The organism is Streptomyces sp., assembly GCF_031181555.1.
Lineage (GTDB): Bacteria > Actinomycetota > Actinomycetes > Streptomycetales > Streptomycetaceae > Streptomyces > Streptomyces fimbriatus.
Genome location: NZ_JAPSKQ010000042.1, coordinates 20,666 through 42,724 on the forward strand (window position 1 = coordinate 20,666; position 22,059 = coordinate 42,724).

Annotated in this window: 3 protein-coding genes; all 3 read right to left on the bottom strand. The window is 75.2% G+C overall.

What is annotated here, in order from left to right:
- Positions 1–11: 11 nt before the first annotated feature.
- Positions 12–18,605 carry a non-ribosomal peptide synthase/polyketide synthase gene (locus RIM90_RS11835; protein WP_309060601.1) on the bottom strand — a complete coding sequence of 6,198 codons (18,594 nt, stop codon included), beginning with the start codon at positions 18,603–18,605 and terminating at the stop codon, positions 12–14.
- A gap of 157 nt (positions 18,606–18,762) precedes the next feature.
- A complete protein-coding gene (locus RIM90_RS11840) occupies positions 18,763–20,115 on the bottom strand; it encodes a serine hydrolase domain-containing protein (protein WP_309060602.1) in 1,353 nt (450 codons plus the stop codon).
- Between the two features lie 89 nt (positions 20,116–20,204).
- Positions 20,205–21,413 carry a cytochrome P450 gene (locus RIM90_RS11845; RefSeq protein WP_375165431.1) on the bottom strand — a complete coding sequence of 403 codons (1,209 nt, stop codon included), beginning with the start codon at positions 21,411–21,413 and terminating at the stop codon, positions 20,205–20,207.
- Between the last annotated feature and the right edge of the window lie 646 nt (positions 21,414–22,059).

Consider the following 22,059-nt stretch of genomic DNA (forward strand, 5'->3'; position numbering starts at 1 on the left):
TCGTCCGGTCCTCACCGTTCTTCGTGGTCGCTGTCGCCGCGTGCGGCGTCTTCGAGTTCGCTCAGCACCTGTTCCTCCACCAGGTCCGCCAGGGCGGCGACGGTGCGGCCCACCAGGACGTCGCGGGGCGTGAGGGTCACGCCGAAGGTGTCGTTGGCGCGGGAGGCGATGAGCAGGGCGCGCAGGGAGTCGCCGCCCAGGGCGAAGAAGTCGTCCTCGGCGCCCACGGTGGTCTCCAGGGCCTCCTCCCACAGGGCGGCGACGGCCTCCTCGGTGGGGGTGCGGGGCGGCACGTGTCCGGCGGTCCGCTCCCCCGCGTCGGGGACGGGGGCGGGCAGCGCGGCCCGGTCGGTCTTGCCGTTCTCCGTCAGCGGGAAGCGGTCCAGGGTCACGAACGCCGAGGGCACCATGGGGCCGGGCAGGGTGCGGGCGGCGAAGGCCCGCAGGTCGGCGGCGGTGGGCGGTTCGGCGCCGGGGGCGACGAGGACGTGGGCCACCAGGCGCGGCAGCCCCGGTTCGTCCTCCCGCACGCTCACCACGGCGTCCAGTACCGCCGGGTGGCGCACCAGGGTGGCCTCCACCTCGCCGGCCTCGATGCGGTGGCCGCGCAGCTTGAGCTGGTGGTCGGTGCGTCCGAGGTAGTGCAGTTCGCCGCGGGCGTCGCGGCGGACCAGGTCGCCGGTGCGGTACATGCGGGTGCCGGGCGGTCCGAACGGGTCGGCGCGGAAACGGGCCGCGGTCAGGCCGGGGCGGCCCAGGTAGCCGCGGGCCAGGGCCGGTCCGGCGAGCCACAGTTCACCGGGCACGCCGTCGGGGACGGGGCGCAGGCGCGTGTCGAGGATGTAGACGGCGGTGGCGGGCAGCGCGCGGCCGATGGGCGGTGCGGTGCCGTCCGGTTCCAGCGGGTCGGACCAGGTGGCGACGACGGTGGCCTCGGTGGGCCCGTAAGAGTTGATCATCCGGTGGTGCGGTGCCCAGCGGGCGACCAGCTCGGCCCGGCAGGCGTCCGCGCCGACCACCAGGGTGCGCAGGTCCGGCAGGGTGCCGGGGGTGTCCGGCGGGAGGGTGGCGAGCGCGGCGGGCGGCAGCAGGGTGTGCGTGATGCGCGCGGTGCGCAGGACGGCGGCCAGTTCGGCGCCGAGCAGCGGGCCGGGCGGCGGTACGACGAGGGCCGCGCCGTTCGGCAGGGACATGCACAGCTCCAGCACGGAGGCGTCGAAGCTGGGCGTGGCGAAGGCCAGCACGCGGTCCCCGGCGCGGACCTGGTAGTGCGCGGCCTCGGCGGCGGCGAACGCAGCCAGTCCCCGGTGGGTGACGACGACGCCCTTCGGGGTGCCGGTGGAGCCGGAGGTGTAGATGACGTACGCGGGGTCGTCGAGGTCCAGCGGGCGGACGCGGTCGGTGTCGGTGGGACGGTGGCCGGGTGTGCCGTCGGGCGGTGCGGCGAGCAGGCCGGCGACCTCCTCGGCGGTGAGGGTGACGGCGGGGTTCGCGTCGCGCTGCATCAGCGCGACCCGCTCGGCCGGGTAGCCGGGGTCCACCGGGAGGAACGCGGCGCCCGTCTTCGCCACGGCGAGCTGGGCGAGGACCATGTCCGCCGAGCGCGGCAGGACCAGCGCGACGATGTCGCCGGGTCCCGCGCCGCGCGCGATGAGCCGGTGTGCCAGCCGGTTGGCGCGGGCCTCCGCCTCGGCGAAGGTCAGCAGCGACTCCCCCGTGTCGAGGGCGGGCCGGTCGGGCCACCGGTCGACCGCGGCCTCGATCAGCGCGGGCAGCGTCGCCGGGGCCGGCGGCGGCGACTGCGGGCGGGCGGGGCCGTGCAGCAGCCGGTGCCGTTCGGCGGGCGGCAGCACGTCGACCGTGTGCAGCGGCGCCCGGTCCCCCGTGGCGGCGAGCGCGGTCAGGGCGTGCGTCAACCGGTCGGCCAGGGCGCGGGCCGTGCTCTCGTCGAAGTACCGGGGGTCGTAGCCGAGTTCCACGCTCAGCTCGTCGCCGGGTGAGATCACCACGGTGAGCGGGTAATTGGTCGCCTCGCGGGCGTCGAGGTCGCGTACGCGCACGCCGTGCGCTCCGGCGGTGGCGTCGCCGACCGGATAGTTCTCGAACACCAGCAAGCTGTCGAACAGGGGTGTGCCGGGGGGCAGTTCGCTCCACTGGTGCAGGTCGGTCAGCGGCACGTGGTCGAAGCGCCGGTCCTCCGCGCGGGCGGCCTGCGCCTCCCGCAGCCACGCGGCGCACGGGCTGGACTCGTCCACGGTGACCCGTGCGGGCAGGGTGGTGATGAACAGGCCGGTGATGGTGTCGGCGCCCGGGAGGTCGGCGGGCCGCCCGGAGACGGTGGTGCCGAAGCACACCTCCCGCTCGCCGCTGAAGCGCGCCAGCAGCAGCGCCCAGGCTCCCTGCACCAGGGTGTTGAGGGTGAGCCGGTGGCGGCGGGCGAAGTCCGTCAGCCGGGCCGTGCCGACCGCGTCGAGCCGCTGCGACAGCCAGGTGCCCGACCGGGCGGCGGCGCCCGGGGCGGGCCTGCGGTCGTACGGCAGCGGGGTGGGCGTGGCGAGGCCGGTGAGGGCGGCCTTCCAGTGTTCCTCGGCGGCGGCGGTGTCCCGGCCGGCCAGCCAGGCGGCGTAGTCCGCGAAGGGCCGTCGCCGCGGCAGCCGCGGCTCGGTCCCGGCGGCGAGCGCGGCATGCGCCTCCAGTACGTCCGACAGCACGTGGAAGACGCTCCATCCGTCCAGCAGGACGTGGTGGAAGGTCCACACCACGCGTACCTCGTCCGGGCCGAGCCGGATCAGGGTGACGCGCAGCAGCGGAGGCCGGTCCAGGTCGATACCGCGGGCGCGGTCCTCGTCGAGCAGCCGCCGCAGCTCGGCGTCCTGCCGTGCCGGGTCCAGGCCGCTCCAGTCGAGGTGGGTGACGGGCAGGGTGACGTGCCGGTGCACGGTCTGCAGCGGGGCCGGGACCCCGGCCAGGGCGACGGCGGTGCGCAGGACGGGAGTCGCGTCCACGACGTGCTGCCAGGCGGCCGCCAGCAGCGCGGGCTCGCGCACGCCGTCGGCGACGAAGGTGATCTGCTCGGTGTACAGGCCCTCGCCGGGCTCGTCCATGCCGTGCACGACCATGCCGGTCTGGGTGGGGGTGAGGGGGTAGACGTCCGTCACGTCGCGCCCGTCGCCGACGAGCCGGTCGACGGCCGCCTGGTCCAGGGCGGCCAGGGGGAAGTCGGACGGGGTGCGCCCGCCCGCGCCGGGCTCGGCGCAGTGCCGGACGATTCGGCGCAGTTCCTCCGCCGTCTCCTCCGCGAGGCGTGTGACGGTGTCGTGCCGGTGCACCCGGCGGGAGTACGACCAGGTGAACTCCAGCCGCTTGTCGGTGACCCGGCCGAGGACGTCGATCAGGTGCGGCCGGTCCGCCGAGCGGTCCATGCCGCCGGTCAGCCCCTCGTGGGGCGCACGCAGCAGACCGTCTCCCGCGGCACTCCAGTCCTGCTGCCCCAGGTAGTTGAAGCCCACCTGCGGCAGGCCGGGCAGTTCGCGTCCCGCCGTGGGGTGCAGGTGCCGCAGCGCGCCGTAGCCCACTCCCCCGCGCGGTACGGCCCGCAGGTTCTCCTTGACGGTCTTCAACGCGGTGCCGGGGTCGGCGTCGCGAGGCGCGTCGAGGCCGACCGGGAACATGGTGGTGAACCAGCCGACGGTGCGGGAGAGGTCGACGTCGTCGAAGAGGTCCTCACGGCCGTGGCCCTCCAGCGCGACCACCACCCGGTCCTCTCCCGTCCAGCGGGCCAGGACCCGGCCCAGGGCGCACAGCAGGACGTCGTTGACGCGGGTGCGGTAGGCGTCCGGCACCTCCTGCAGGAGCCGGCGGGTGTCCTCGGCACCGAGGCTCACCGTCACGGTCTCCTCGTCGGCGGCGGTGTTGCTGCCGGGGAGGTCGGTCGGCAGGGCGGCCGGGTGCAGGGCGCTCCAGTGCGCGATCTCGTCGTCGAAGCCGCCGTCGGCGGTGTGCGCGGCCAGGCGCCGGGCCCAGTCGCGGAAGGAGGTCGTCTTCGCTCCCAGGTCGGGGGTCTCCCCGGCGCGCAGCGCCCGGTGGGCGGTGTCGAGGTCTTCGAGGACCACCCGCCAGGACACCGCGTCGACGACCAGGTGGTGGGCGGCCAGCAGCAGGACGGGCGGCCGGTCGCCGTCCCGGTGGCACAGGGCGGCCTTGAGCAGCGGCCCTCGCGCCAGGTCGAACTCCGCGCTCAGGTCGGCGGCCACGGCGGCCGGGTCCGCCGGGCTGTGGTGCACCTCCAGGTGCGGGTCCGCGCCGGGCGGCGTGCCCAGCTGCCGCCACCGCCCGTCGCCGTCCGGCTCGTACCGCATGCGCAGCGCGTCGTGCTGCTCCAGCACCGCCGCGAGGGCGGCGCGCAGCAGTTCCTCGTCGGTGTCGGACGCCACCTCGAAGGAGACCGCCTGGGTGAAGCGGGCCGGGGCGCCGGTGAGGGTGTCGAGCAGCCAGTGCTGTACGGGCGTGAGGGGGACGTCCCCGACGACCGGCCCCTGGTCGGCCGTGGCTGTGGCCGTGGCGGCCGGCGACTCGTCGACCGCCGCGGCGAGTTCGGCGATCGTCTGGTGCTGGAAGAGGTGCCGGGGTGTCAGGGTCAGTCCGGCGCGGCGGGCCGCGGAGACGATCTGGATGCCGAGGATGGAGTCTCCGCCGAGCGCGAAGTAGTTGTCGGTCGCGCCCACGTCGGGCACGCCCAGCACTTGCGACCAGATCGCGGCGAGGGTCCGCTCGACGGCGGTGCTCGGCGGCCGGGTGTCCTCCGCGGCGACGGTCGCGGACCACACCGGTTCCGGCAGGGCCCGCCGGTCCAGCTTGCCGGTGGCGCCCAGCGGCAGCCGCTCCAGCGGCACCATGACCGCCGGGACCAGGTGGTCGGGCAGCGTCCGGGCGAGGAAGGCCCGCAACTCGGCCGGTGCCGGGGCGTCGCCGGCGCGCGGCACGGCGTAGCCCACGAGGCGCTTGTGGCCGTCGTGTTCCACGACGCGTGCGGCGGCCTCGGCGACCCGCGGGTGCCGCGCCAGCGCGGCCTCCACCTCGCCGAGTTCGATACGGAAGCCGCGCACCTTCACCTGGTCGTCGCCACGGCCCAGGTACACCAGGTCGCCGTCGGCCGTCCAGCGGACCAGGTCGCCGGTGCGGTACATGCGGCTGCCGGGCGGTCCGAAGGGGTCGGCGAGGAAACGGGCCGCGGTCAGGCCGGGCCGGTTCAGGTAGCCGCGGGCCACTCCGGTCCCGGCGAGGTACAGCTCGCCGGGCGCCCCGACGGGCACGGGCCGCATGCGGGAGTCGAGGACGTAGGCGCGGGCGCCGCCGACAGGTCGGCCGATGGGCGGGACTCGGTCGGGGTCGGCCGGGTCGCAGGTGAAGGCGGTGGCGTAGACGGTGGCCTCGGTGGGGCCGTAGATGTTCATCACCCGGCAGCCGGGGACGGCCTCGCGGACCTGGTGGACGGTGCGGGCGGGCAGTGCCTCGCCGGCCAGGACGACCGTGTCGGCGGTGACGTGCACGGTGTCCTCGGCCAGCAGGCGGCCGAGGGCGGAGGGTACGGCGCTGAGCAGCCCCGCGCGCCACGGCTCGGGCCGCTCGGCGAGGGCCAGCAGGTCGCGGACGACCTCGACCCGGCCGCCCGCCAGCAGCGGCGAGAGGATCTCGAACACCGACACGTCGAAGTTGAGCGACGTGGAGGCCACCACGTGGGCGAGTCCGCGGCCGGTGAACTCGGTGGCGGCCCAGTCGGTCAGCGCCACCACGGAGGCGTGGGAGACGACGACGCCCTTGGGGCGGCCGGTGGAGCCGGAGGTGTGGATGACGTAGGCGGGGTGGTCCGGCAGCAGCCGGGTGCGCCGCTCGCCGTCGGTGACGGGCGCGGCGGACGCGGCGGCCAGCCGCCCGGCGCAGGCCGGGTCGTCCAGGGTGATCCGCGTGTACGGGCCGTCGGGCAGCCGCGCGGAGGTCTCCGCACTGGTGATCACCGCGTCGGGGCGCACGTCGTCGAAGAGGAACGCGATGCGCTCCGCCGGGTGGCCGGGGTCGACGGGCAGGTAGGCGGCACCGCTCTTGAGGACCGCCAGGAGCGCCACGATCAGGTCGGCGGTGCGGGGCAGGGCCAGGGCGACGAACCGCTCCGGTCCGGCTCCGGCCTCGATCAGCAGGCGGGCCAGGCGGTTGGAACGCTCGTCGAGCTGCCGGTACGTGAGGTGGTCGGTACCGGCGCTGACGGCGGGGGCGTCGGGGGTGCGGGCGGCCTGTGCCGCGAAGGCGTCCGGGAGGGTGCGCCGCGGCAGCCTCGCCACCGGTCCCGCGAGCCGGTCCAGCAGGCGGCGTCCGTCGGCCGGCTGGAGCGGCGCCAGGTCGGCCAGGCGGCGGTCGGCGGCGGCGTCAGCAGTGTCGGCGGCGAACCGGGTCAGCAGCGTGCGCAGGCTCGCGCCGAGCCCTTCGACGGTGGCGGCGTCGAAGACGGCCGGGTCGTAGTCGAGGGTCACCGTCACGTCGTCGCCGGGCGCGACGACCACGCTGAGCGGGTAGTTGGTCGGCTCCACGTCGCGTTCCTGCTCGACGGCGAGTCCGTGCCGGGCCAGGGCGCCCGCGTCGAACGGGTAGTTCTCGAAGACGACGATGCTGTCGAACAGGCTGGTGCCGCCGGGCACCTCGCTCCACGACTGCAACTGGGCGAGGGAGACGAAGTCGTGGCGCCGGGACTCCGACTGGGCGGCCTGCACCTCGCGCAGCCACTCCAGCAGGGGACGCCGCCCGTCGATGCGCAGCCGGGTGGGCAGGGTGTTGATGAACAGGCCCACCATGGAGGTCACGCCGGGCAGTTCGGCCGGGCGGCCGGACACGGTCGTGCCGAAGACGACGTCGTCGCCGCCGCCGTAGTGGTGCAGCAGCAGCCCCCAGGCTCCCTGGAGCACCGTGTTGACGGTCAGCCCGGCCCGCTGGGCGGTCTCTCGCAGCCGCACCGACACCTCCTGTCCGAGGGCCACCCGCACCGTGCCCGACGAGGACGCGCGGTGGGCGTCGGCGGGGCGCCGGTCGCGGGGCAGTTCGGTGGGGACGGCGAACCCGGCGAGGGTCTCACGCCAGTGGCGTTCCGCCCGGGCGGTGTCCTGGGCGGCCAGCCACTCCAGGTAGCGGGCGAAGGGCGCCCGGTCGGGCACCTGCGGGCGGCGGCCGGCGGTCAGGGCCGCGTACCGCTCGCACACCTCGTCGAACACCTGGGCGGCGCTCCAGCCGTCGAGCAGCACGTGGTGGAACGTCCACACCATGCGCACCCGGTCCGGTGCCAGCCGGATCAGCGCCAGCCGCATCAGCGGGGCCGCGCCCAGGTCGATCCCGGCCTCCCGGTCCGCGTCGAGCAGCGCCTCCGTCTCCCGCGCGCACCGCTCGGCGGACCACCCGGACCAGTCGTGGTGGGTGACCGGGACGGCGGCCCGCCGCTCCACCACCTGGAGGGGTTCGGCGGTCTCCTGCCACACCAGGCGGGTGCGCAGGACCGGATTGGCGTCCGCCGTGCACTGCCACGCCTCGGCGAGCGCGTGCGGGTCGGTGACGCCGTGCAGGACGACCTGCACCTGGTTGACGTAGGTGCGGGCCTGCGGGTCCATGAGGCTGTGGAAGAGCATGCCCGCCTGCATCGGCGTCAGCGGGTACACGTCCTCGACGCCGCGGCCGTCGCCCACGACCCGGTCCACGGCGGCCTGGTCGAGCCGGGCCAGCGGGAAGTCCGAGGGCGTGCGGCCACCGGCCTCCGGGGCGGCGCAGTGCGCGACGATCTCCTCCAGTGACCGCAGCATGCTCTCGGCGAGGGAGGCGATCGTCTCCTCGCGGTGGCGACCGCCGCTGTAGTGCCAGGTGATCTCCAGTCGGTCGTCCTCGACGCGGGCCACCACGTCCAGCAGGTGCGGACGCGGCGCACCAGGGTCCTCCGCGCCGTCCAGGCCGCCGGGAACGGCCCGCACCAGCGCGCCGTCGGCGGCGGACCAGTCGAACCGGCCCAGGTAGTTGAAGCTGATCCCGGGCGGGGGCACGGCGGCGAGCCGTTCGTCGCCCGCCAGGTGGCGCAGGGCGCCGTAGCCGATCCCCCGGTCGGGCACGGCCCGCAGCTGCTCCTTCACGGCCTTCACCGCGGCGCCCCAGTCGCCCCGGGGCAGGTGGAGGGCGACCGGGAAGAGGCTGGTGAACCAGCCGACCGTGCGGGACAGGTCGAGGTCGTCGAAGAGCTGGTCCTCGCGGCCGTGTCCCTCCAGACCCACGGCCACGGTGCCGCGTCCGGTCCAGTCCGCCAGGACGCGGCCGAGGGCGGTCAGCAGGACGTCGTCGACGCGGGTGCGGTAGACGCCGGGGACCTTGCGCAGCAGGTCGTCGGTGCACTGCCGGTCGAGGCGTACGGTCACGGCGCGCAGGTCGGCGGCGGTGTTGCCGCCGTCGAGGTCCACGGGCAGGGGTTCGGCGCAATGCCGCGAGACGTCCGCCCAGTGGGCACGCTGCGCGGCGAGGTCCGCCTCACCGGTGCGTTCGGTGAGCCGCCGCACCCATTCGCGCACCGACGTGGTGCGCTGCGGCAGCCGTACCGGCTCGCCGGTACGGGCCTGCCGGTAGGCGGTCTCCAGGTCCTCCAGCAGGACGCGCCAGGAGACGCCGTCGACGATGAGGTGATGGGCCGCCAACAGCAGGCGGGCGGCCCGGCCCTCGCCGGTGAACAGGCGGGCGGCGATCAGCGGGCCGGTGTCCAGCCGGAAGCCCGTGTGCGCCTCGTGGGAGAGGCGGGCCTCGGCCTCCTCGGCGGCGCGGGCGTCCAGGCCGCTCAGGTCGTGCACCCGCAGCAGCTCCGGAACCTCGGTGTCCGCGGCGGCGTACTCCTGGTGCCAGGTGCCGTCCGCCGCGCGGGTGAAGCGGGCGCGCAGGGCGTCGTGGTGGGCCCACAGCGCGGCCAGGGCGGCACTCAGCGCGCCGGGGTCGACGTCCTCGGCCGTCTCGACGACCACGGACTGGTTGAAGTACTCCGGGCGAGGCGGCTCGGCGTCGAGGAACCAGTGCTGGATCGGGGTGAGGCCCACCTCCCCGGTCACCGGGCCGGTGCCCGCGACGGTCGCGGCGGCGCCGGACGCGGCGGCGGCCAGGGCTGCGAGGGTGGGATGGCGGAACAGGTCCCTCGGGGTCAGCGCGAGCCCGGCGGTGCGGGCGCGGGAGACGACCTGGATGCTGACGATCGAGTCGCCGCCCAGCATGAAGAAGTGGTCGTCGAGGCCGACGCGTTCCACGCCGAGCAGTTCGGTCCAGATCCCGGCGAGCACCCGCTCGGCCTCGGTGCGCGGCGCGCGGTGGGCGGTGTCGGCCGCCGCCGACCACTCGGGCTCGGGCAGCCGTCGCCGGTCGACCTTGCCGTTCGCGGTCAGGGGCAGCTCGGCCACGGTGACGAACGCGGCCGGGACCATGTAGTCGGGCAGTTCCCCGGACACGTGGGCGCGCAGCTCGGCCGTCTGCGGCGCGGCCGCGCCGGGGGCCCGCACCAGGTGGGCGACCAGGCGTTTGCGTCCCTCGTGCCGCGACACCGACACCACCGCCTCGGCGATCGCCGGGTGGGCGGTGAGCCGGGCCTCGATCTCGGCGGGTTCGACGCGGAAGCCGCGGATCTTGATCTGGTCGTCGGCGCGTCCCACGAAGTGCAGTTCGCCGTCGGCGCTCCAGCGCACGATGTCGCCGGTGCGGTACATCCGCGTGCCGGGCGGGCCGTAGGGGTCGGCCAGGTAGCGGGCCGCCGTCGCGCCGGGGCGTCCGGCGTAGCCGCGGGCCAGTCCGGCGCCCGCGAGGTACAGCTCTCCCGGTACGCCGGGCGGTTGCGGCTGGAGCGCGCCGTCCAGGACGTAGACGCGGGTGTCGTCCAGGGGCCGGCCGATGGGCAGCGTCGCGGGCAGCGCGTCACCGGCGCGGAAGACCCGCCGGGTGGCGAAGGTGGTGGTCTCGGTCGGCCCGTAGACGTCGACGACGGTGAGGTCGGGGCAGGCGTCCAGCACCCGCCGCACCGCGGCGCCCGGCACGGCCTCGCCACCGGTCCACACCTCCAGGGCGCCGCGCAGGCAGGCGGGGTCCTCCTGGGCGAGGAGACGGAACAGGCCCACCGTCAGGAACAGGCAGCTCACGCCCTGTTCGGTGATCGCGTGGCGTACGGCGGCGGCGTCCAGGTCGCCGGGCGGGGCGAGGACGGCCGTTCCGCCGCGCAGCAGCGGCACCCACAGCTCGTAGGTGGAGGCGTCGAAGGCGTGCGGGGAGTGCAGGAGGACGCGGTCGTGGCCGGCGAAGGCCCGGTCGAGGGCGAGCGCGGCGACGTCCCGCTGCCGCACCGCCACGCCCTTGGGGGCGCCGGTGGAACCGGACGTGAACATGAGGTACTGGACGTTGTCCGGGTGCACGCGCGGCACCGTTGCGAGATCGGCGGTCGCGACGGTGTCGTCGTCCGGACGCAGCACGCGCCCTTCCGGGAGGAGATCCGCTGCCGTCTCCTGCCACTCCGCGTCCGTGAGCAGCAGATCGGCGCCGGCCTCCGCGAGCATCGTGCGCAGCCGTTCGCGCGGCGCCCTGCCGTCGAGCGGTACGTACACGCCGCCGAGGCGGGCGAGGGCGAGCTGGGTGACGACGAGGGCGGCCGAGCGGTCCATCAGCACGCCGACGGCGACCTCCGGGCGCACCCCGAGCGCGGCCAGCCGGCCGGCCAGTTCCGCCGCCCGGCCGTCGAGGTCGCGGTAGGTCGGCCGCTCGGTACCGGCGAGCAGCGCGACGGCGTCGGGGGTGCGCTCCACCTGCGCGGCGAAGAGGTCGGCGGTGGTCGCGGCGGGGGTGCCGGTGGCCGTGTCGTTCCACTCGTGGAGGACCTGTTCGCGGCGGGCGGCCGTCAGCAGGGGCAGGCGCGCGGGCGTGCGCCGTGGTGTGGCGGCGAAGCCCTCCAGCAGGACGGTGAGGTACTCGGCCATCCGCTCGACGGTGGGGGCGTCGAAGAGGTCCGGGTCGTAGCCGAGGCGCAGGGCGAGTTCCGTGCCGGGGTAGGCGACCAGGCTGAGCGGGTAGTTGGTGGTCTCGATGCCGTCCAGGCCGGTCAGCCGCAGCCCGTGCGCGGCGGCGAGATCGTCGTCGACCGGGTAGTTCTCGAACACCATGATGCTGTCGAAGAGGGCGGCCCGCTCGGGCAGGTCGGTGTACGCCGTCATCCGGTGCAGCGGCACGTGGCCGTGGCGGCGGTCCTCGCTCTGCTCCTGCTGGAGCCGGCCCAGCCAACCGAGCAGCGGCTCGTCGCGCGGCACGCTCACGCGGGTGGGCAGGGTCGCGATGAACAGGCCGGTGATGGCGTCGGCCCCGGGCAGCTCGGGCGGTCGTCCGGAGACGGTGGTGCCGAAGACCACCTCGTCGCGGCCCGCCTGGCGGCTCAGCAGCAGTGCCCAGGCGCCCTGGACGAGGGTGTTCATCGTCAGGCCCGCCGTCCGGGCCAGGCCCGCGAGGGCCCGGGTGGTGGCCTCGGGCAGGGTGACGCGCACCGCCTGTGCCGACTCCGCGCGGTGACTCTCGCGGGGCTCGCGGTCGAAGGGCAGCGCGGTGGTCTCGCTCAGGCCGTTCAGGCGGGTCCGCCAGTGCCGTTCGGCCTCGGCCAGGTCGGCGCGTTCGCGCAGCCAGGCGACGTAGTCGCGGAAGGGGCGGCGGTCGGGCAGTGGGACCTGTGCGGCGCCGGACAGGCCGGCGTGGCAGGCGAAGACGTCGGAGAGGACCTGGAACAGGCTCCAGCCGTCCAGGATCAGGTGGTCGAAGGACCACACGACACGCACCGCGCGGTCGGAGACCCGGGCCAGCACCAGGCGCTGGAGCGGTGCGCGGGTCAGGTCGACGCCACGGGCGCGGTCGCGGTCGAGCAGGTCGTGCAGCCGTTGATCCTGCTCGGCGTCGGACAGGCCGCGCCAGTCGGGCAGTTCCACCGGCACGGCCGCCCGGCGCTGCACCACGAGCAGCGGCTCGGGCACGTCCTGCCACACCACCCGCGAGCGCAGCACCGGCGTACGGTCCGTGACCCGCTGCCAGGCGTCCGCCAGCACCGCCGGGTCCGGCACGCCGTCCAGGACGAACGTCAGCTGCTGGAAGTACACGCCGCGGTCGTCCTGCGAGAGCCGGTGGAAGAGCATGCCGGCCTGGGTGGGCGTGAGGGGGTGGACGTCCTCCACACCGGCGGGGTCCTCCCCCGCGATGCGGTCGACGTGCGTCTGGTCGAGCCGGGCCAGCGGGAAGTCCGAGGGGGTGCGTCCGGCGGCACCGGGGCGGGCCGCGTACCGGGCGAGACCGGCCAGCGCCTCGGCGTACCGTTCCGCGAGGTCCGCGACGGTCTCCGGGCGGTGCAGCCGCTCCGAGTGGAACCAGGTGAACTCCAGACTGTCGCCGTCCAGCCGTCCCACGACCTCCAGGGCGTGCGGGCGCGGTGCCGAGGGGTCGGCGTCCAGCTCCAGCGGGCGCGCGAGCCCGCGGTACAGCCCCCCGGACGTCGCGGACAGTCCGAAGCGGCCCAGGTAGTTGAAGCTGATCTGCGCGCTGGTCGCCGGAAGCGGTGTGCCCTCGCGGCCCGGCAGGGTCAGGGCGCCGTGACCGATACCGTGCCGGGGCACCGCGCGCAGGTGTTCCTTGACCTGCTTCAGCACGGTGTCCCAGGACTCCTCGGGCGGGACGGCCAGGGAGACGGGGTGGCGGGTGGTGAACCAGCCCACGGTGCGGCTGGTGTCGACGTCGGCGAAGAGGTCCTCGCGGCCGTGGCCCTCGACGTCCACCAGCACCTGGTGGTGCCCGCTCCAGCCGCACAGCACCCGGCCGAGGGCTGCGAGCAGGACGTCGTTGGCCTGGGTGCGGTACGTCTCGGGCAGGGTCCGCAGCAGCGCTTCGGTCTCCTGGGGGCCGAGACGCACCGTCACCGAGCGCTGGGAGGCGTAGGTGTTGGCGCCCTCCTGGTCCGCCGGCAGGACGGTCCCGGCGCTTTCGGTCACCCCGATCCAGTACGCCTTCTCGTCGTCGAAGCCGCCGGCGGCGGTGTGCGCGGCCAGGCGCTCGGCCCACTGCCGCACCGGGGAGGACTTGCGGGGCAGCGCGGTCGCGCCGTCCCGGCCCTCGCGGCGGGCTCGGTAGGCGCGGTCGAGGTCCTCGAGCAACAGGCGCCAGGAGACTCCGTCCACGACGAGGTGGTGGACGGACAGGTGCAGGACGGGCGGCCGTCCCGGGCCCCGGTCGTGCAGGACGGCGCGCATCAGCGGGCCGCGGCTCACGTCGTACGGGCCGAGGTGCGGGGTGTCGGTGTCCGGACCGGTGTGATGCGTGAGGCGGCAGCGGGCGCCCTGGCCGTCGATCAGCCACCGTACGCCCCCGTCGTCGGCGAGGAAGCGGGAGCGCAGTGCGTCGTGGTGGGCCACGACGTCATCGAGGGCGGCCTCCAGCGCGGTCGCGTCGACATCGGCGGGCAGTTCCACCGAGAGCGTCTGGGCGAAGTGTCCGGCCCGCTCGGCGGCGCTGTCGAAGAGCCAGTGCTGGATGGGCGTCAGCGGCGCGGTGCCGGTCGCCTCGACGGGTGCGGTGGTGGCGGCGGGCCGGCGGCTGCCCGTCTCGTCGGCGCGGCGGGCCAGGGCGGCGACCGTCTGGTGCCGGTAGACGTCCCGGGAGGTGATCGTCAGGCCCGCCTGCCGGGCCTGGGCCACGACCTGGATGCTGAGGATGGAGTCGCCGCCCAGCGCGAAGAAGTTGTCGTCCGCGCCGACGCGGTCGACGTGCAGGACATCGGCCCAGATGGCGGCGAGGGTGCGTTCGGTGGGGGTCCGGGGCGCGACGTGGCGTGCGGCGGGTTCGGCCGGCGCCGGGTCGGGGAGCCGGTCGCGGTCCAGTTTGCCGTTGGGGTTGAGCGGCAGGGCGGGCAGCACCACGACGGCCGAGGGGACCATGTAGTCGGGCAGGGTGCGCCCGAGTTCCCGGCGCACCGCCTCCGGCTCCACGCGGGCGCCGGAGGCGGGGACGACGTATCCGGCCAGGCGGCGGTGACCGTCGCCGTCGCGGACGGTGGCGGCGGCCTCGGCGACACCCGCGCAGCCGCGCAGTGCCTCCTCGACCTCGCCGAGTTCGATGCGGAAACCGCGCACCTTGACCTGCTGGTCGATGCGGCCCAGGTACTCCAGCTGGCCGTCGGCCCTCCAGCGCACCAGGTCGCCCGTGCGGTACATGCGGCCTCCGGGGGCGCCGAACGGGTCGGCGACGAAGCGGGCGGCGGTCAGGCCGGGGCGGCGCAGATAGCCGCGGGCCAGTCCGTCACCGCCGAGATACAACTCGCCGGTGATGCCGGGTGGTTGGGGGCGCAGCAGGCGGTCCAGCACGTAGGCGCGGGTGCGGGCGACGGGACGGCCGATGGGCGGGGCCTGGTCGGGGACGGTGCCGTCGGCGAACCAGGCGGTGGCGTAGACGGTGGCCTCGGTGGGGCCGTAGATGTTCGCCACCTCGGCCGAGGGCATGGCGTCCCTGATGTCCCGTACGGTCCGGGCGGGCAGGGCCTCGCCGGCCAGGACGACGGTGTCCGCCTCGACGGCGCCGTCGCCTGTGCCGCCGCCGAGTACGCGGGAGAGGACGGACGGCACGCCGCTGAGCAGTCCGGCCCGGCGCGGGCCGGAGCCGTCGGCGAGGGCGGGGAGGTCGGCGACCACCTCGACGCTGCCGCCGGCCAGCAGGGGGCACAGCAGCTCGAAGACGGACACGTCGAAGTTGAGGGAGGTGGACGCGACGACGTGGGAGAACCCGCTCCGGCCGAAGGTGTCCCGCGCCCAGGCGGCCAGCGCGGCCACGCTGCGGTGGGTGACGACCACGCCCTTGGGGCGGCCGGTGGAGCCGGAGGTGTAGATGACGTAGGCGGGGTGGGCCGGGCGCAGCGGTGCCGTCCGGTCGGCGTCGGTCAGGTCGGCGGCGTGGGCATCGCCATCGGCACACTCCACGTCCTCCAGCAGCAGCGGCTCGCAGCCGTCGGGGAGCGCGTGCGCCGTCTCGCGGGTGGCGAGGACGAGGGCGGGGGCCGCGTCGGCGAGCATGAAGCGGATGCGCTCGGCCGGGTAGCCGGGGTCGATGGGCAGGTATCCGGCGCCGGACTTCAGTACGGCCCACAGCACCGGCAGCAGGTCGGCGGTGCGCGGCAGGCACAGCGCCACCAGGGACTCCGGGCCCGTGCCGCGCGCCGCGAGGAGCCGGGCGAGACGGTTGGCGCGCCGGTTCAGCCCGGCGTAGTCCAGCCGGGTCCCGCCGCAGGTCACGGCGGTCCGGTCGGGCGTCCGGGCCGCCTGCTGCTCGAACAGCGCCGGGAGCGTGGCGCCGTCGGTGCCGTCCTCGGCCGGCACGGACGGGCTCCAGGAGTCCAGGAGCGTGCGCAGCTCGTCGTCGGACAGCAGCGGCAGTTCGGCCAGCGTTCGGTGCGGGCCGTCCGCCATGCCTTCCAGCAGGCGGTGCAGCTGCCGGCTCATCCGGGCCACGGTCGCCGCCTCGAACAGGTCGGTGTTGTACTCGACCGTCAGCTCGCAGCCGCCGTCGGCGCGCGGCGCGAACTCCAGCACGAGGTCGAAGCGGGCGGCCGGGCGGGGCAGCGGATGCCCCTCGATCCGCACCCCGGCCGCCATCGGCGGCCGGGCGGGCGCCGCCTGCTGCACCACCAGCACCTGCACCAGCGGAGTGCGGCTGGGGTCCCTGGGCGGGGCGAGTTCCTCGACCACCCGGTCGAAGGGCACGCTGTCGTGGGCGAAGGCGTCCAGCACGGTCGCGCGCATGGTCTGGACGAACCGGTCGACCGTGGCGGCGTCGTCGACCTCGCCGCGCAGTACGACGGTGTTGGCGAAGAAACCGGTCACGTCCTCCAGTTCGCGGCGGGCCCTTCCGTTGGTGACGGTCCCGAACGCCACGTCCCGCTGTCCGGAGTAGCGGGAGAACAGCACGGCCGCCGCCGCGGCGAACAGGGTGAAGACGGTGGTGCCGCAGCCCGAGGCCAGCTGCCGCAGCCGGTCCACCAGGTGGCGCGGGATGTCCTGGCGGTGTGCCGCTCCGGCGGTGGTGCGCACCGCGGGGCGGGGCCGGTCGGTGGGCAGTTCGAGTTGCTGGAGGCCGGCCAGGTGGCGTCTCCAGTAGGCGAGGTCGTCGGCGTCGGCGGTGCGCCGCTCGCGCTCCCACAGCGCGAAGTCCGGGTACTGCACGCCCGGCCGGGGAAGCCCGTCCGGTTCACCGGAGGCCTCCGCGCGGTAGAACGCCGCCAGGTCCCGGGTCAGGACGCCGACCGACCAGCCGTCGGTGACGATGTGGTGCTGGGCCAGCAGCAGCACGTGGTCGTCGGACGCCCGGCGGATGAGCAGCGCCCGGGTCAGGGGCCCGGTCGTCAGATCGTGGGGGCGGCGCAGTTCCTCGGTCAGCAGGCGCTCGACGGCCTGGTCCCGCCGGTCGGCGGGCAGGTGTCCGACGTCGGCGGTGCGCAGGGGCAGTACGGCCTCGTCGGCGACCAGCTGGACGCCCTGGCCGTCGACGGTGGCGAAGGTGGTGCGCAGGGAGTCGTGGCGGGCGGCGAGCCGGTTCAGGGCGCGCTCCAGGGCCGGTGTGTCGAGCGGGCCGTGCAGCCGCAGCGCCACACCGGTGTTGTACTCGGTCCCGCCGTCGGCGAGGTCGTCGAGGAACCACAGGCGCCGCTGGGCGCTGGAGAGCGGGACGGGCTTGCCGCGCGGGGCGGCGGGGATCGGCTCCGGCGGGGCGGCGGCGGACGGCTCGGCGGCCAGCGGGGCGAGCGCGGCGACGGTCCGCGCGGTGAACACGTCGCGCAGGGTGAGCCGGGCGCCGAGTGCTTCCCGGATGCGGGTGAGGGTGCGGGCAGCGAGGATCGAGTCGCCGCCCAGGTCGAAGAAGTCGTCGGTGACGCCGACGGTGTCGACGCCGAGGACGTCGGCCCAGATCGCGGCCAGGGTCCGTTCGCCGTCGGTGCGCGGTTCGACCTGCTCCTCGGTCGGGGTGCCGCCGGGGGCGGGCAGCGCCCGCAGGTCGATCTTGTGCTGCGGGGTGAGCGGCAGCGCGTCCAGCACGACGACGGCGGAGGGCACCATGTGGGCGGGCAGGGCGGCGGCGAGGGCAGCGCGCAGCCGGGCGGGATCGGGCCGGCGAGCCGGATCGGCGGGGGTGACGTAGCCGACGAGCCGCCCGCGGGCGGGTTCCTCGTCGCGGACCACGACGACGGCCTCGCGGACGTCCGGGTCCTGGATCAGGGCGGCTTCGATCTCGCCGGGTTCGATGCGGAATCCGCGCACCTTGACCTGGCGGTCGACCCGGCCGAGGAACTCCAGCTCCCCGTCCGCCCGTTGGCGCACACGGTCACCGGTCCGGTAGAGGCGGGCCCCGGGCGGCCCGGAGGGGTGGGCGACGAACCGGGTCGCGGTCAGGCCGGGGCGGCCGAGGTAGCCGCGGGCCAGCCCGTCGCCGCCCACGTACAGCTCACCCTCGGTACCGGGGGGCACCGGGCGCAGCGTCGCGTCCAGGACGTGGGCCTCGGTGCCGGGCAGCGGGCCGCCGATGGCCGGTGTGCCGGTGCCGGCGGTCAGCGGCCCGGTCCAGGTGGCGACGATGGTCGCCTCGGTCGGCCCATAGGAGTTGATCATGCGGCGGCCGGGTGCCCACCGGTCGATGAGCGCGGCCGGGCACGCCTCGGCTCCGACGATCAGGGTGCGCAGCGACGGCAGGCCGCCGATGTCCGCCGGGTCGGGCAGCGTGGCGAGGGCGGCGGGCGGTATGAGGGCGTGGGAGATGCGGTGCTCGTCCAGGACGGTGGCGAGTTCGTCGCCCAGCCAGGGCCCGTGCGGCGGGACGACCAGCGTGGCGCCGGACAGCACCGAGACGCACAGCTCCAGTACGGAGGCGTCGAAGCTGGGCGAGGAGAACTGCAGCACGCGGTCGCCCGGGCCGACGGCGTACCGCTCGGCGGCCGCCGCGGCGAACCCGGCGATGCCGCGGTGGGTGACGGTGACGCCCTTGGGGGTACCGGTGGAGCCGGAGGTGAAGATGACGTACGCCGCGTGGTCGGGGAGCACCCGGTGCGCGGGCGCGGTCACCTCCCGGCCCTCGTCGTCCAGCAGTGCGCGGACCCGGTCGAGGTCGTCCAGGACGACGGCCGGTGCGGCGTCGGCGAGCATCAGTTCCCGCCGTTCGGCGGGGTAGTCGGGATCGACGGGCAGGAAGGCGGCACCGGTCAGGGCCACGGCCAGCTCGGCGGCGATCAGTTCCATCGAGCGCGGCAGGACGAGTGCCACCGTCCGCTCCGGTCCGGCGCCGTTCGCGGCGAGGTGGGCGGCGAGCCGGCCGGCCCGCCGGGCGAGTTCGCCGTACGACCAGGTGCGGCGGCCGTCGGTCACCGCGGGGGCGTGCGGGTCGCGCGTCACCCAGCCGGTGAACACCTCACCGAGCGGGACGTGCCGGGTGGCGTGGTCGGCACGGGCCGGCGGGACGGGACCGGCCGCTGGGGAGGCGGGCGTGGCGGGGCGCGGGGCGTGCAGGTCCGTCATCGGGAAGCAGTCCTTCGGGCGGGGGCGGCGCGCGGACCCGGCGCGCCGCTTGCGGGCGGCGCGCGGGCACACCGGAGCGGTGCGGGGGTCCTCGCGTACGGGGCGGGTGCGTGACGGGTGGCGCGGGACGCGGTCGGACGGCGGCGGTGCGGTGCGTTCAGACGGCGGCGGTGCGGCGCGCGGTGCGTCCGGAGATCTGCAGGCGGTCGATGACCCCGGTGGCGGGGTCGCGGTGGAAGCGGCCTCCCGGTTCCAGCCGGCCGGTGGCCGGGTCGACCAGATCGCAGGTCAGGTCGGCATAGCACACCAGCGGAATGGGATAGTCGCCGTCGACGGACAGGGTGGGCGTGCCGTCCCCGTCGAGCTTGACCGCGTACTCGGTGCCTCCGTTGCGGTAGGTGCCGGCGCAGTCCGCGAGCGGTACGACGGGACCGCGGCGGGAGTCCGCGGCCGGGCCGGTGGGCACCCGTACGCCGGTGAGCCGGGCGAGTTCCGCGGCGAGGTCGCGCCACAGGGCGGTGGCACCGCCGGAGTTGCCGGTGAAGGCGACGACGACGCCGCTGTCCGGATCGGCCCGCAGGTGGCAGGAGGTGCCCTGGGCGTTCCCGTCGTGGCCGCACCACACCCGCCCGTCCTGCCTGAAGAGGGCGAGGCCCAGGCCCCAGGAGTCCGCCAGGGCACCGGGGTCGGCGGCGGGTTCGGGGCGGCGCATCCGGTCGGCGACGGCGGTGGGCAGCGCGGTGGACCGGCCGATGACGGCCCGGCCCAGGGCGGCCAGGTCCTCGGCGCTCGCCAGGAGGGCGCCGGCCGGGGCCTCCACCGGGGCGAGGTTCTGGTGGGCCGGGCGCAGCAGGCCCGTGGCCGTGTTGAGGGCGTGGCCGGAGGCGACCGGCCGCGCGGGGGCGGCCTCGCCGAGGAAGGCGGGGACGATGCCCAGGGGTTCCAGCAGGAGCGCTCCCAGCGCTTCCTGCCAGGTCATGCCGGTCACTTCGGACAGGATGCGGCCGGCGGCGACATAACCGGCGTTGGAGTACGAGAAGCCGGTTCCCGGCGGGAAGAGGGCGCTGTGCGCGGTGCAGACCGCCGAGAGGTAGCGGGTGACGGTGGTGCCGGCGGCGCTGTCGGAGTCGGGTCCGGTGGGCAGACCGGCGGTGTGACTGAGGAGGTGACGCACCGTCACCTCGGGTATGTCCCCTAACTCGGGCAGCAGTTCGGCGGCCGGCTCGTCCGGGTCGAGGTCTCCGTCGTCGGCGAGGAGCAGGACGGCCGCGGCCGTCGCGACCTTGGTGACGGAGCCCAGGGGTACGGCCGTCTCCGCGGTGAACGGGGTGTTCGTCAGGGCGTCGGCCGTGCCGGTGTGCACGCTGAGGGTGTGGGTGCCGGTGTGCACGGTCAGCTGGGCACCGGGCACGCGGTGGGCGCGCGCGAGGGAGTCGAGGCGGCTCTGCACCTCCTCGTGCGACAGGGACGACGGCCGGTCGGCGGCCGGAGCGGCGGTCGGATACGGCATGGGGAGCTGACTCCTGGTGAGAGCGGGTGGGGAGAGGGACGCGGCCGGTCCGCGGGAAGAGCGGTACGGGACGTGCGCGTCGACGCGGGTTACGGCCTGGTGACGGCGATCGGCAGGTGGCGTACGCCGACGATGACGGCCGGGTTCTGGTACGTGACGTCGTCGTAGGAAGGCACCTCGATGGTGGGGAAACGCTCCATCAGGGCGCGCAGCGCGATGCGCGCTTCCAGCCGGGCCAGGGGGGCGCCGAAGCAGAAGTGGATGCCGTGGCCGAAGGTCAGATGGGGATTCGGACAGCGGGCCATGTCGAAGGCGTCCGGGGACGTGAAGCGGGAGGGGTCGCGGTTGGCGGCGCCCAGGTGCACCATCAGCAGGGTGTCCGCCGGGATGTCGTGGCCGCCGAGCACCACCGGCCGGGTGGTGCGCCGCCCCAGTTCGGGGAAGGGCGGCAGCCAGCGCAGGACTTCCTCGATGGCGTCCGGCAGCCGGTCGGGGTTCTCCCGTAGCGCGGCGAGGGTGCCGGGATGCCGGTCGAAGGTGACCATGGCGTTGCCGAGCAGCGCGGTGGTGGTGATGTGCCCGGCGACCAGCAGCAGGGCGACGAAACCGACCATCTCCTGGTCCGCCAGTCGTGTTCCGTCGACCTCGGCGGTGAGGAGTCTGCTGGTGAGGTCGTCGCCGGGGTGGGCGCGGCGGTGCCGGATGTGGTCCAGCATGTAGCCGTTCATCTCACGCACGGTCGGGGCGATGGCCTCCAGCGCCCGTTCCAGGTCGGCCGTGTCGAGGCTGTCGCCGAGCTGGTCGCCGCCGAAGAGGGTGGCGGCCCACTCCTGGAACAGCCTGTGGTCCTCGGCGGGGATCCCGAGGAGTTCGGCGATCACGATGATCGGCAGCGGGTAGGCGAGGGTGTCGACCAGGTCGAACCGGTCGCGGTCGGCGACGCCGTCGAGCAGGCGCGCGCACACCGCCTCGATGCGCGGTGCGAGTCCGTGGACCACTCTCGGGGTGAAGGCCTGACTCACCAGGGTGCGCAGCTTGCGGTGTTCCGGAGGATCCATCCCGACGAAGTTGCCCTGCCGGAAGTCCTCGAAGTCCTCCTGGGTGGGGGCGATCGGCGTCATGTCGGAGGAGTACGTCGCCGGGTCCGCGAGTACGGCCGAGACGCCCTGGTGGTCCACGACATGCCACTGCCGCCGGTCCTCGTCGTACGTCACGGGGCCCGCGTCGCGCAAGGACCGCCACCGCTCGGGTAAGGCGTCAAGAGGCGATTCGGCTCCGGTCAGTTGTGTGCTTGTCACCGTTTCTCCTTGGGTGAGAACGCGCCGGCCCGGCGGTGGGTCACCGACGATGCCGTGGTGCGACGGTGCCGTGGTTCGCCGCGGGCAGGGGTGGCCGTCACGGGCACGGCCACCGGGCGTGGCACCGCGGGGCGGCCCTCGCTCCGCGCCAGGTGGCCGCCGCGCGGCCCGGCCGGGCCGGGAGGGACCCGCCGATCCGCCCGCTCACGGCATTCCGGCCCCCGGCGTCAGCGCACCCGGGGACAGTTTCCGGACGGCGGGGCGGCGGCTCCGAGCGGTCCGGACGCCCGCCGAGCAGCGGACAGGCCCGCACGTGCGCAGCCTGGCAGCACGTGCCCCGGGCACCAAGCAGACACCACCACGCCCCCCAGCGTCTTCTCCCGCGCAGCGACCCTGCACAGGACCCCCCTTGTCCCACGATTTCGCACTTCACATGCCAAGAACGCGCCTTCGACACAATCCATCCGGGCCGAGCGCGCTCACAGTTTTCACGTTGGGTGATGAGATGGCAACCCCTAGGAATTGAAGGGGAGATGGCCCTCAGACGACCCACTGAGAAGGCCGGGTGTCCCGATGTCTCGCACTCAAACCTGGTGAGCGGAAAGAGAATTCACCTGTTCTGCACGCCCCGCCACACGCCCCCCTC